Source organism: Ruegeria sp. AD2(2025), from assembly GCF_056542385.1.
Genome location: NZ_JBQFZS010000016.1, coordinates 1 through 12231 on the forward strand (window position 1 = coordinate 1; position 12231 = coordinate 12231).

Below are 12231 nucleotides of genomic sequence, written 5' to 3' on the forward strand. Positions count from 1 at the left end.
ACCGTCTCTCCGATGCGTCTCAACCGTCTCTCCGGCCAGTCCAGCCACCGTCTCCGGTAAGCTCCAGCACCTCAGCAGCGCCGGTGAAGGGCGTTCTAAGGTTTACCGTCAGCCTCCGCAAGAAGAAAAACACAAAATGTGCAATTTTTTTGCCGATCACGATTTTACCTATATTTATCAGATATCTAACCCGAACCAATCGCCACAATGAACCCCACCTCCGGGGCACCCCGCCTGCGGAAACATGCCAGCACCTCCGGCCCGATACAGCGAGAACACCAGATATAGTAAGGCGACACCCCCCACCCACAACAGCGCCGACTCGGATCGGGTCAGGCGATTCATCCTACGCGAGGAAAAACCCGCGATTCTGCGGCGGGTGAGACCACTTCAAAGTCTTGCGCATCGCCGCCGGATACGGTCAGGTCGCACAAAGCCTCCGACGCGGAACGATGATGACCCAAGCCGATCCCTTTCCCATGATGCGCCCCGTCGGTCTTGATGGCCTGCTGATCACGTTTGCCGATACGATGACCGAACCCTCGAACCGCGCGGCGCTGGCCTTTCGGGGCGCGGTCGAAGCGTCGCAGATGGACGGTGTGCTAGAGACCTCGGCCTCGCTGGCGTCGGCTTATATGCGGTTCGATCCGCTCAGGTTGCCTCATGCCGAAGTCGAGGCCCGGGTGGGCGGACTGCTGGACAGTCGCGACTGGTACAACGCGCCCCTGCCCGCCGGGCGACGGTTCTGGCGGGTGCCGACGGTTTACGGCACCGATCTTGCGCCGCAGCTTGAGGACGCCGCAACCGCCGCCGGGCTGACGCCCGCGCAGGCCATCGAACGGCTGAGCCAGACGCGGGTGCGGGTTCTAACCATCGGCTTTGCGCCGGGGCAGCCCTATCTTGGCCCTTTGGGCCCTGAGTTCAACATTCCGCGCCTGAAAGAGCTGACGCCGATGGTGCCCGAGGGGGCTTTGGTGCTGGCAATCTCGCAATTCGTGCTGTTTTCGGGGCCGACGCCGACCGGATGGCGGCATGTGGGCCAGACCGCGTTTCGGTGTTTTCGACCGGATATGGAGCAGAGCTTTGCGCTCAACCCCGGGGATGAGATGCAGTTCATCCCCGTCTCGCGCGATAAGCTGGAAGAGATTCGGGCGACCTGCACCGACGGGACCGGCGGCGCGACCTGCGAGGAGATCGCGCCATGACGCTGATCGTTCATCGCATCGGTCCGGCCTGCACCGTTCAGGATATGGGGCGCACCGGGTATCTGGCTCAGGGGTTGTCGCGCTCGGGCGCGGCGGATGCTCTGGCCTTGCACGAAGGGGCGGCGTTGCTGGGGCAGAGCCCGGATTGCGCCGTATTGGAGATGGCGGGGATGGGCGGCACCTTCGAGGCGACCGCCCCGACAGCCATAGCGCTGACGGGCGCGCCGATGCAGGCCAGCGTCGACGGCAGCCCCGTGATGTGGAACGCCTCGCATCAGATGGAGGCCGGGCAGCGGCTGGAGATCGGATCGGTGCTACAGGGCGGCTACGGCTATCTGCATCTGGGCGGCGGGATTGAGGTCGAGATGGTGCTGGGCTCCCGTTCGGCACATCTAACCGCCAGAATCGGACGCGCGGTTCAGGTAGGGGATACCCTGCCTGCAGCCGGAATCGGAAGAACCGGCGTGAAACTGCAGTCCGATGGCCGGTTCTCGGGCGGGCTGCTGCGGGTGGTGGCCAGTTTTCAGACGTCATTGTTTGATGACGAAACGCTAACGCGTTTCACCGACACCGATTTCCGGCGCGGAGCGCGGGCCAACCGGATGGGGATGCAGCTGGACAGCGACGGCGAGGGGTTTGCCGCAAAGGGTCAACTCAACATCCTGTCCGAGGTCATCACCCCCGGCGATATCCAGATGACCGGCACCGGCGCGCCCTTCATCCTGCTGCCCGAATGTCAGACCACCGGGGGCTATCCCCGCATCGCAACCGTCCTGCCCTGCGACCTGCCCCGCGCGGCGCAGACGCCCGCGGGCGGGCAGGTGCGGTTTCAGTTCGTTTCGCCAGAGCAGGCCATCGCGCTTCAGGCCGCGTTTGACGCCGACCTTGCGCGACTGCCGGGCCGCGTCGAGCCTCTGGTCCGCGACCCCCATGACATCCCCGATCTTCTGTCCTACCAATTGATCAGCGGAATGATCTCTGCCACCGAATAAGGAGTTACGCCCATGCCTCACGTCGATCTGAACGCCGATATGGGCGAAAGCTTTGGCCCGTGGAAGATGGGCGATGATGCGAGCCTGCTAAAGATCATCACCTCGGCCAATATCGCCTGCGGCTTTCATGCGGGCGACTGGGACGTGATGGCGCAGACGATGGCTCCGGCGGCCGAGAACGGTGTGGGTATCGGCGCGCATCCGGGTTTTCCTGATCTGCAGGGCTTCGGGCGGCGGAATATGAAAGTGCCGCATGACAGCTTGCGCAATCTGGTCCGTTACCAATTGGGTGCGGCGATGGGCGTGGCTAAGGCGGTCGGCACTGAAGTACGGCACCTGAAACTGCATGGGGCGCTGGCAAATATGTGCTCGGTCGATATCGACATGGCACGAGCCTGCTATCAGGGCGCTTTGGATGTGGACCCCGATATCATCATCATGGTTCTGGCGGCCACGAAACAGCAAGAAGCCGTGCGCGAACTTGGCTGCAAATGGGTGGGCGAGATCTTTGCGGACCGCGCTTATAACGACGACGGGACGCTAGTGGATCGGTCCCTGCCCGGCGCAGTGATCCATGACCCGGCGCTGGCAGGGCCGCGTATCCTGAACATGGTGCGCGAAGGCGCGATCATCACCGAATCCGGCAAGCGGTTGGAGACCTCGATCGACACGATCTGCCTGCACGGCGACGGCCCCACGGCGGTTCAGATCGCCCGGTCCGTGCGCGAGAACCTGATCGACGGCGGTGTCGAGGTCACCAAATTCATCCGCTGATCACCCGGGCCTAACCTGCGGCCCCCATGTCCGGGGTGTTGCCCGGGCAGGCCCAAGCGCCTAGCATGGGGCCAAGTGCATGTTCTGACTGCCACAAATCTGCGCATGGAGATGAGCCAATGTCATTCGACCTGATGTCCTATGAACCCCGGGGCGACAAGAAGAACTCGGACTTTTTCACCGAATACCTGCCGAGGATTTACGAGCGCCGCACCAGTTCAGGCATCGCCGATCAGGTCGGCGCGATGCGCGCGATTGTCATCCAGGTCGAACCCGACGCGCTGTTTGACACGCTGGTCGAGCTGTATGTGATGACGCCCTACCGCCACACGGCCAGCTATCTGGGGCGGACGCACAAGTTTTCGGTGCTGCATTCACATCCCGATTACCCGGCACTAATCGTGATGGCCCCGCTCAGCCCCGCGTTCGAGGATTTCATTCCCCGTATCAACCGCATGTACCCGCTGGCGCGCAGCACGCCGCAAACGCGCTATGTGGGTGAGATTTACGGGGCCGCCGACCTGAAGGCCCTGACTGGCACACTTGAGGATCAGAATATTCGGTTCGAATATTCTGGTGACACCGAAAACCCGTTTTATACACTGGAGGGCTTCCGCTTTACCACGCCGTCGGATTTCACCTGCAATCGGGTGGGATACTCGACACTGGATTTCAACGACACCGACAGTCTGGGGCTGGGCGACCGGGTGCTGCTGAGCGATGCCGAACAAGCCCGGCTGGATCAGGCAGCAGGTTTTGGCGCAGACAGCAAGATCGCGCCTCTGATGCTGGGCATCGACCATCTGGCCACGCGGGTGCTGGCGGGGGAACGCGAGGACGCGATCCTCGAATTTCTGACCATGGTGCCCTATTACTTTTGGGGCGCGTACAACATCTTCGACATGAACTCGTCGACCAACGTGAACCGCAACGCCAATGTGGATGACGACAAGAAGTCGCCCGCGAAAGTGTTCACCGCCAACAACACGCCCTCTTTCGTGAATTCCTTCGCCAAGCTGCCGATGCCCACCGAGGATTTCGTACGCAATTTCGGGCGCCGCCTGCATCATATGGCGGTCGAAATTCAGGACGGCGATCACGGCGCGGGCGAAAAGAACGTCGATTTCGTCGTGAACACGCTGAAAGACAAAGGTGTGCCCTTCCTCGCGCATGTGGTGGGGGAATGCAAAGACGATCCGAACCTGAAACAGATCTTCTCGAAACACTCGAAACATACGCTGCTGATCACCGAGTATATCGAGCGGTGTCACCACTATGACGGCTTCTTTACCAAGGACAATGTGGCCGCCCTGACAGCCGCCGCCGGGCAGGATGAGCAGTATCAGCATGGCCATGTGTTCGACTGATCAGACATAAAAAATGGGCTGCGAGAGTATCGCAGCCCAGAGCCATCCAGGAGAGAATATGCCGGGTCTTATGACGGCCCGATCATGAAACAGGTGACATTGCGCGCCTGCAGCCTGCGGCAGGCCAGATCGGCCTGTTCGCGGGTCATGCCCTGAAATGTCGCGTCAAAGCCGCGCGCGCTCTGGTTCACTTTGCGCAGCGTGCCTTCCAGCGTCGTCATTTCCGACAGGGCGGTTTTCAGCAGGACCTTCTCGGCCTCGTATCGCGTGGTATAGCGGCCCACATTGACGCCCCACAGATGCCCGCCGGATGTGGACAGGCGGGTGACGACCTCGGGCTCGGGTTCGGGCTGCGGCGCAGGTTGGGCCGAGGCCAGAACAACCTCGTCGGGCCGCGCTTCGGGGCGGGTTGCATCGTTGGGGGCAATATCCGCCGCCGCGATGGCTGCGGCAATGCCGTCCTTAATCCGCGCGCCGTTTTTCTCGGCGGTATCTGCGACCGAACCGGCAACCTGAACTGCCGCAACCGGACGCAGGACCGGACGCAGCACCGGACGCAGGCTGGACTTGGGTGGACCGGCTTGCGCGACCTGAACGGTCCCGCCGATGCCGGTGTTGCCCGCATAGGCAGGCCGCGCCGGTTTACGGATCGGCGCACGCGAGGGGGCACGGCGGAAACCCATATCCAGCAGTTCAGCAACGCGTGCATTGCGCGAGGCACCCGATTTGCCGCCAAAGACGGTGGCGATGATACGTTCATCCTTGCGCTTGGCCGAGGCCACAAGGTTGAAACCGGCCGCGCGTGTATACCCTGTCTTGATCCCGTCCGCGCCACGATAGGCGGCCAGCAAACGGCGGTTGGTGTTCGGAACGGTCTTGATCCCGGCATGGGTCGATTGGCGCGAGAACAGGTTGTAGTATTGCGGGTAATCATACAGCAGATGACGGCCCAGTGTGGTCATGTCGCGTGCTGTCGACAGGTGGCCCGATTCGGTCAGGCCATGAGCATTCTTGAAGGTGGTCCGGCTCATCCCCATCGCCTTGGCGGTGCGGGTCATGCGGCGCGCAAATGCGGCCTCGGACCCGCTGAGCGTGATCCCGATGGCCGTGGCAGCGTCATTGGCCGATTTCACCGCCGCCGCGCGGATCAGATAACGGAACGCAATCCGCTGCCCCGCCCGAAGACCCAGTTTCGAGGGCGGCTCGGCCGCGGCTGCCTTGGTGATGCGGACCTGTGTGTCCAGCGTGATCTCACCATTCCGGACCGCCTCAAACGCGATATACAGCGTCATCATCTTGGTCAGCGAGGCCGGGTGCAGCCGCGAATCCGCATTGCGCGAATGCAGCACCTCACCGGTGCGCGCGTCGATCACCATGGCCGCATAGGGGGCCGCGATACCGGGAAGTGGTGCAAAAGAAAGCAACCACAGAAATGCTATAAGGAATAAGCCCATTCGGGCCGGAACTGTCCGCCGAATCTGCACGATCTTTGCCTCTGTCTGCCTCGCACCGCCGGGTTTTCCCGGTCGGCAATTCTTATTGTAATACCAATCAGGCTAACACAGAGACGCCCTTAAAGAAACTGAAAGCTGCGTGACCGGGGATCATATTTCTCGCCCGCAGCGCCCTATATCTGGTGGTTCAAAACGCAGCGCACACCAGACCGGCGATTGCGCCGAAATTCAGGCAGGCGACACCTTCGATTTTCCGGAAACTGCGGCGAAACGGCAACAGATCAGGAAATCCCGCCCACCAGCGCCGCCAGATCCCCCAGATCGCGCAGTTCGCGAAACCGGGGATTCGTCACCGGCGCTTCGGCCTGCTCGATCTCCCACACCAGCCCATGAGGCACATGCACCCCCCAGCACCCGGCCTGAATCGGGGCCACCACATCCGAGCGCATCGAATTGCCCACCATCATCGACGCCGCAGGGCCATCCCCGTGCTGGGTGAAGATCGCGCTGTAGGTTTGCGCGGTTTTCTCCGAGACGATCTCGACCCCGTCAAACAGCTCTCCCAACCCCGATTGGGCCAGCTTGCGTTCCTGATCGATCAGATCGCCCTTGGTGATCAGCAGAACCCGGTGCGTCGCGGCCACCGCCTCGATCGCCTCGCGGGCGTGGGGCAGCAATTCGATGGGATGGGCCAGCATCTCTTGCCCCGCTTCGATCAACTGCCGGATCACCTGTGCCGGAACCCGGTCCTCGGTCACTTCGATGGCGGTTTCGATCATCGACAAGGTAAAGCCTTTGATCCCGTAGCCATAGTGCCGGATGTTGCGCTTTTCAGCGGCCAACAGGCGTTCCATCAGATGATCCCGCTCGGCATGATCGGCCAGCAGCGCGGCAAAGTGATCTTGTGTCAGTTGAAAGAACCGCTCGTTATGCCACAATGTATCATCGGCATCGAACCCGATTGTGGTCAGTTTGTCCTGCATCGCGATTCCGACTCGTTGCTCTTTTCTCTGGCCATGGTGACGTTATATAAGCCCTCAAACAAACCCGAAGCGTGAATCGGATTCTCTGACAGCAATGCGTGAACACCAGTGGATCATGTCTGACAAGGACGATCAGGACGACGACACGTCGGTCCTGCTGCAAACGCGCCCCAAGACCAAGCGCCCGCCGCTGTATAAGGTGCTGCTGCTGAATGACGACTATACGCCGATGGAGTTTGTGGTGCATGTGCTGGAACGCTTTTTCGGCATGACCCACGCGCAGGCGTTCGAGATCATGCTGACCGTGCACAAGAAAGGTGTCGCGGTGGTCGGCGTCTTCAGCCACGAAATTGCCGAGACCAAGGTCGGACAGGTGATGGATTTCGCCCGCCGCCATCAGCACCCGCTGCAATGCACCATGGAACGCGAAGAATAACGCGCGGCCATGTCTCCTCGCCTCGATCTTGCCTTGAACAGCGGGCTTTGCCTGTCGCAACCGCTGAGCGTGCTGGCCCCGACAATTGATCACGACCTGTCGGACCTGCCGCGCGAGACGCAGGTGGTGCAGCCGTTCAAGCCGTTTCATGATCATTTCGCCGCCCAAGGTTTTGACGCAACGCCCGAAGCGGATGCGCCCTGTCAGGATGCCATCGTCTTTCTGCCGCGCGCCAAGGCACTGGCGCGAGCGCTGGTGCATCAGGCCTGCAGCCGCGCCAGCGGCATGATCGTTGTGGACGGCGCCAAGACCGATGGCATCGACAGCCTGCTGAAAGACATCCGCAAACGGGTTGCGGTCGAAGGGCCGATCTCGAAGGCGCATGGCAAGATTTTCTGGTTCCAATCCAACGCCGAGGCCTTTGCCGACTGGGCCGCGCCCAAGGCCCAGATGGTCGATGGTTTCCGTACGGCACCAGGCGTGTTTTCCGCTGATGGTGTCGATCCAGCCTCGGCCCTGCTGCTGAAATCGCTGCCCGCCAAACGCGGAACCCGCATCGCCGATCTGGGCGCGGGCTGGGGATTTCTGTCCGCCAGCCTAGCCCATGACAAGCTGCACGCCCTGCATCTGGTCGAGGCCGACCACACCGCCCTCGCCTGCGCCCGCACCAATGTCACCGATCCGCGCGCGCAGTTCCACTGGGCCGACGCCACCACATGGCGCGCGCCCGAGCCGCTGGACATGGTGGTCATGAACCCGCCCTTCCACACCAGCCGCAGCGCCGATCCGGCGCTGGGTCAGGGCTTTATCGCCAGCGCGGCACGCAATCTGACCCGCAATGGCAGCCTCTGGATGGTCGCCAACCGCCATCTGCCCTACGAGACCACGCTGACCGAGACCTTCGCGCGTGTCGAAGAGATCGCCGGGGACAACCGGTTCAAGGTCTTCCATGCCTCTCGCCCTCGGGCGTAACCCCCGCTAACCTGCGCCAGACCTCAGGAGGATTCGCATGTCCTTTTCCATCGCGGGCAAGACCGCAATCGTTACCGGCGGTGCCAGCGGCATCGGGCTGGCCATCGGGCGGCACTTTGCCGACGCAGGCGCCAACGTCATGTTCGCTGATATGGACGAAAAACGTCTGGCCGAAGAACTGGGCGAACAGGCCGACGACAGCAACATCCGCTATTTCGCGGGCGACCTGCGCGAAAAGCTGACGATTGCCAACCTGCTTTCGGCGACGCTGGATGCGTTCGATCAGGTTGATATCCTGATCAACGGCGCGCGACAGGTGATCCCTTCGGACCCGCTGGATGCCGACGACGATTCAGTGCGCACGCTGTTGAACCAGAACCTGATGCCTGCGCTGCGGCTTAGCCAGGTGGTAGCCAAGCGGTTCATCAAGCAGGCAGGGGACAACGATGAGCACCCTGCGGGCTCGATCATCAACCTGTCGTCGATTGCCGCCCGGCGCACCCATCCCGACCTGATGGCCTATTCCGTGTCGACCGCCGCGCTGGACCAGATGACCCGGTCGTTGGCCGTGGCGCTGGCCCCAAACCGCATCCGCGTAAATTCCATCGCTCTGGGCTCGGTCATGAGCGCCTCGCTGCAATCCACCCTGAAAGAAAACCGCGACTTCCGCGACGATATCGAGAAACACACGCCGCTGGCCCGCATCGCCGCCCCGAACGAACTGGTCGAAACCGCACAATTCCTAGCCTCCGACGCGGCGGGTTTCATGACCGGGCAGATCCTGACCATCGACGGTGGCCGCACCCTGCTGGACCCCGTCGCAGCCCCGGCGCATTGATCCCCATGTTTGACACCGAAAAAAGCACCGCATCCGCCTGGTTCCGCCAGTTGCGGGATGAAATTGTCACGGCCTTCGAAGGGCTGGAGGACAGCCACGACACCGGACCCTTCTCGGACGCCAAAGCGGGCCGGTTCGAGGTTAAGGAAACCACGCGGCAATCCGACGATGGCTCGGACGCGGGCGGTGGGCTGATGTCGGTGATGCGCGGGGGCCGCGTGTTCGAGAAAGTGGGCGTCAACGTCTCGACCGTCTATGGCACGCTGGGTGATCGCGCGCAGGCCGCGATGGCGGCGCGCAAGGGCATTCCGGGGATGAAGGATGACCCACGCTTCTGGGCCTCCGGCATCAGCCTTGTGGCACATATGCAGAACCCGCATGTGCCTGCGGTTCACATGAACACGCGCATGTTCTGGACCCCGCATGCCTGGTGGTTCGGTGGCGGCTCTGACCTGAACCCCTGCATCGAATATGACGCCGACACCACCCATTTCCACGCCACCCAAAAGGCGCATCTGGACCCGCACGGGCCGGGGCACTACCCGCGCCTCAAGGACTGGGCGGATGAGTATTTCTATATCCCCCACCGCAAACGCGCGCGCGGTGTGGGCGGCATCTTCATGGATGATTACTGCACCGGCGATTGGCAGGCGGATTTCGACCTGACGCAGGATATTGGCCGCGCCTTCCTGCCCGCCTTTCTGCCGCTGGTCGAAACACGCCGGGTGCAGGGCTTCTCGGACGATGACAAGAACACCCAGCTTGTTCATCGCGGGCTCTATGCCGAATACAATCTGGTCTATGACCGGGGCACGAAATTCGGGCTGGAAACCGGCCATGACCCGGATGCGGTGCTCATGAGCCTGCCGCCGCTGGCCAAATGGGTCTGAGCCTCAGAACCCGAAATCCAGCAGGTTGTCATAGCAATACCCCTGCGCAGTCGCGGCGGTCATATTGGCCCCGACGGTCTTGACCGTGACCGAATAGGTCTCGGACGTATCGCCCCCCTCGGGCGGCGTCAGCGAAAACTGCACGGTGCGCACCCCCCGCTCATAGGGTTTCGAGATATAGATACGTTGCGTGGCCGAGGTCCGCAGGGTGCGGATTGCGTAGTCTCCGATCCCGCACCAATAGGCGACGGGGGCCGAGGTCCCGCTGGCCGAAACCTCATATGTGCCGTCCTGCAACGGCGTCACCGTGGTCTTGAACCCGGGCCGCAAACCGACGCCAAAGCCCGCCGCCTGCACCGCGACAGGGGTCAGGGCAATCAGAAACAGGCAGGCAGGTTTCAGAAATCGCATATCCATATACCTCTTACGCGCCATATCCCCTGGCGGGAAACGCCCCGGGGCAGGCCATTGACCTAACATGACAATATAACCGGCCCCGGCGCAACGTCCATGCTGCGCGGGCCCGGGGATGTCAGGGCAGGTCGACCCGCCCGCCCACATCCTGCGGGGCCAGCGCCACGGTCTTGATCACCGCATGGCACGGGCCGCCGATCTGCAACCCCAGCGCCGCGACCGAGCGGCGCGTCATCCGCGCCAGCACTACACCCGCCGGGGTACGCACCGACACGATGGCCCCGGGGCCGTCGCCCGACCGGATCGCCTCGACGGTGCCCTCAAGGATGTTCAGCGCTGAAAGACCCTCGGGCTTGCGGTTGGACAGGATCACATCCTGCGCCGGGATACGGATGCGCAGCGCGTCGCCCACCCGGTGCGGCAGGCGCGGCAGGAACAGGCGGGTCCCGCCCGCGTCAATCTCGCTCAGACCGTCATCATGATGGCGGACGACCCGCGCCTGCAGCAGCGCCCCCACCGCCCGAATGCCCGCCGGGGCCACCGACGGGTCGGCCAGCACCTCATGTGCCGGTCCATGGCGCAGCGCCCGCCCGTCCTGCAGCGCCACGACCGAGGTGGCCAGCCGCGCAACCTCGGCCGCCGAATGGGTGACATAGAGGATCGGCACCGCGACCTCGTCCCGCAGCCGCTCGAAATAGGGCAGGATCTCGGCCTTGCGCGCATCGTCCAGCGCCGCAAGCGGTTCATCGGCCAGAATAAGGCGCGGGCTGGCCAGCAGGGCGCGGCCAATGGCGACGCGCTGCTTCTCGCCGCCCGACAGCATTGCGGGGCGGCGGTCCAGCAGATGGCCGATGCCCAGCATCTCGATCACGCGGTCGGGGCTTTCGCGCTGCGCCCCCCGCGGGGCGAACCAGCGGCCATAATTCAGGTTCTGGCGCACGGTCAGATGCGGGAACAGGCGGCCTTCCTGAAAGATATAGCCCAGACGCCGGCGATGCGGCGGCAGCCATGCCCCCCGGTCGGTGTCGAACAGAACCCAGTCATCGACCGCCACGCGCCCGGCCTGCGGTCGCAACAGCCCCGCCACCGCATTCACGACCGTGGTCTTACCCGAGCCCGACCGCCCGAACAGGACCGTCACACCCGACGGCGCGTCGAAATCCAAATCCAGCGCGATCCCCGGCAACTGGTGGTGCAGGCGGACAGACAGGCTCATGATCCGCCCACCCGATCCGCCACGCGGCGACCCACATATTCCGACAGCAGCAGCGCGCCCATGGCGATGATGATCGAGATCACCACCAGCCGCGTCGCCGCCGCCTCGCCCCCCGGCACCTGCAGAAACGCATAGACCGCCGAGGGCAGCGTCTGCGTCTGGCCGGGGATGTTCGAGACAAAGGTGATCGTGGCCCCGAACTCTCCCATCGCCTTGGCGAAGGCGAGGATTGCACCAGCAATCACCCCGGGCAGAATCATTGGCAGCGTCACGGTTGCAAAGACCATCAGGCGCGAGGCGCCCAGCGTGGCCCCGGCCTGTTCCAGCTTGGGATCCACCGCCTCGATCGACAGCCGGATGGCGCGCACCATCAGCGGGAATGCCATGATCCCTGCAGCCAGCGCCGCGCCGGTCCAGCGAAAGGCAAAGACAATGCCCAGCTCGGCCAGCGGCCCGCCCAACGGCCCCTGAATGCCGAAGGTCAAAAGCAGCAGATAACCGGTCACCACCGGCGGCAGGATCAGCGGCAAATGCACCAGACCGTTCAACACCTGCCGTCCCGGGAACCGCCAGCGCGCCAGCGCATAGGCCACGAAAATCCCAAGCGGCAGCGTCACCAGCGTCGCCCAGAAGGACACGCGCAGCGACAGGCGCAGGGCTTCCATCTCTGCCGGTCCCAGCCAGCCCATC

At 63.2% G+C, this 12231-nt stretch carries 14 protein-coding genes; 9 read left to right on the plus strand and 5 right to left on the minus strand.

Features of this window, described 5'->3' with window-relative positions; translation table 11 throughout:
• The 5 genes from ACR1XV_RS20135 to ACR1XV_RS20155 form a co-directional block, all read left to right on the plus strand.
• Positions 1-211 (plus strand): hypothetical protein (locus tag ACR1XV_RS20135; RefSeq protein WP_480534643.1); only part of this gene is annotated, 211 nt, incomplete at its 5' end.
• A gap of 244 nt (positions 212-455) precedes the next feature.
• Positions 456-1205: a 5-oxoprolinase subunit B family protein gene (locus ACR1XV_RS20140; protein WP_480534645.1), complete on the plus strand. Its 750-nt coding sequence runs from the start codon at positions 456-458 to the stop codon at positions 1203-1205.
• Positions 1202-2197, plus strand: coding sequence for a 5-oxoprolinase subunit C family protein (locus ACR1XV_RS20145; protein WP_480534647.1), 996 nt, complete (start codon positions 1202-1204; stop codon positions 2195-2197). The genes ACR1XV_RS20140 and ACR1XV_RS20145 overlap by 4 nt, the downstream gene beginning before the upstream one ends.
• 12 nt (positions 2198-2209) lie before the next feature.
• Positions 2210-2971, plus strand: a complete 762-nt coding sequence (locus ACR1XV_RS20150; RefSeq protein ID WP_480534649.1) for a LamB/YcsF family protein — start codon at positions 2210-2212, stop codon at positions 2969-2971.
• A gap of 119 nt (positions 2972-3090) precedes the next feature.
• A complete protein-coding gene (locus ACR1XV_RS20155; protein WP_480534651.1) occupies positions 3091-4338 on the plus strand; it encodes a hypothetical protein in 1248 nt (415 codons plus the stop codon).
• A 68-nt stretch (positions 4339-4406) separates the two neighbouring features.
• Here the strand turns inward: ACR1XV_RS20155 and ACR1XV_RS20160 are convergent, their stop codons facing one another.
• Together ACR1XV_RS20160 and ACR1XV_RS20165 are read right to left on the minus strand one after the other, a co-directional pair.
• The gene (locus tag ACR1XV_RS20160; RefSeq protein ID WP_480534653.1) at positions 4407-5792 is read right to left on the minus strand and encodes a D-alanyl-D-alanine carboxypeptidase family protein; all 1386 of its coding nucleotides are present in this window, start codon (positions 5790-5792) and stop codon (positions 4407-4409) included.
• A gap of 281 nt (positions 5793-6073) precedes the next feature.
• Positions 6074-6775, minus strand: a complete 702-nt coding sequence (locus ACR1XV_RS20165; RefSeq protein WP_480534655.1) for an HAD family hydrolase — start codon at positions 6773-6775, stop codon at positions 6074-6076.
• Between the two features lie 94 nt (positions 6776-6869).
• Here ACR1XV_RS20165 and clpS point away from each other — a divergent pair, with 94 nt between their 5' ends.
• Genes clpS through hemF form a run of 4 tightly spaced genes read left to right on the plus strand, consistent with a single transcriptional unit; the run spans position 6870 to position 9911 of the window.
• Complete coding sequence (gene clpS, locus ACR1XV_RS20170; protein ID WP_480534657.1) at positions 6870-7211, plus strand: ATP-dependent Clp protease adapter ClpS; 342 nt, start codon at positions 6870-6872, stop codon at positions 7209-7211.
• 9 nt (positions 7212-7220) lie between these two features.
• Positions 7221-8183: a class I SAM-dependent methyltransferase gene (locus tag ACR1XV_RS20175; protein ID WP_480534659.1), complete on the plus strand. Its 963-nt coding sequence runs from the start codon at positions 7221-7223 to the stop codon at positions 8181-8183.
• Between the two features lie 37 nt (positions 8184-8220).
• Entirely contained in the window at positions 8221-9021 is an 801-nt protein-coding gene (locus ACR1XV_RS20180) for an SDR family NAD(P)-dependent oxidoreductase (protein WP_480534661.1), read from the plus strand.
• 5 nt (positions 9022-9026) lie between these two features.
• Positions 9027-9911 (plus strand): oxygen-dependent coproporphyrinogen oxidase, encoded by an 885-nt coding sequence (gene hemF, locus ACR1XV_RS20185; protein ID WP_480534663.1) that lies wholly within the window; start codon positions 9027-9029, stop codon positions 9909-9911.
• 3 nt (positions 9912-9914) lie between these two features.
• Here hemF and ACR1XV_RS20190 read toward each other — a convergent pair whose 3' ends face one another.
• The 3 genes from ACR1XV_RS20190 to modB form a co-directional block, all read right to left on the minus strand.
• On the minus strand, positions 9915-10322 hold the full coding sequence (locus ACR1XV_RS20190) for a hypothetical protein (protein ID WP_480534665.1): 408 nt from the start codon (positions 10320-10322) through the stop codon (positions 9915-9917).
• 121 nt (positions 10323-10443) lie between these two features.
• A complete protein-coding gene (gene modC, locus ACR1XV_RS20195; protein ID WP_480534667.1) occupies positions 10444-11541 on the minus strand; it encodes a molybdenum ABC transporter ATP-binding protein in 1098 nt (365 codons plus the stop codon).
• On the minus strand, positions 11538-12230 hold the full coding sequence (modB, locus tag ACR1XV_RS20200; RefSeq protein WP_480534669.1) for a molybdate ABC transporter permease subunit: 693 nt from the start codon (positions 12228-12230) through the stop codon (positions 11538-11540). Before modB ends, modC begins: the two co-directional genes overlap by 4 nt.
• Position 12231 lies beyond the last annotated feature (1 nt).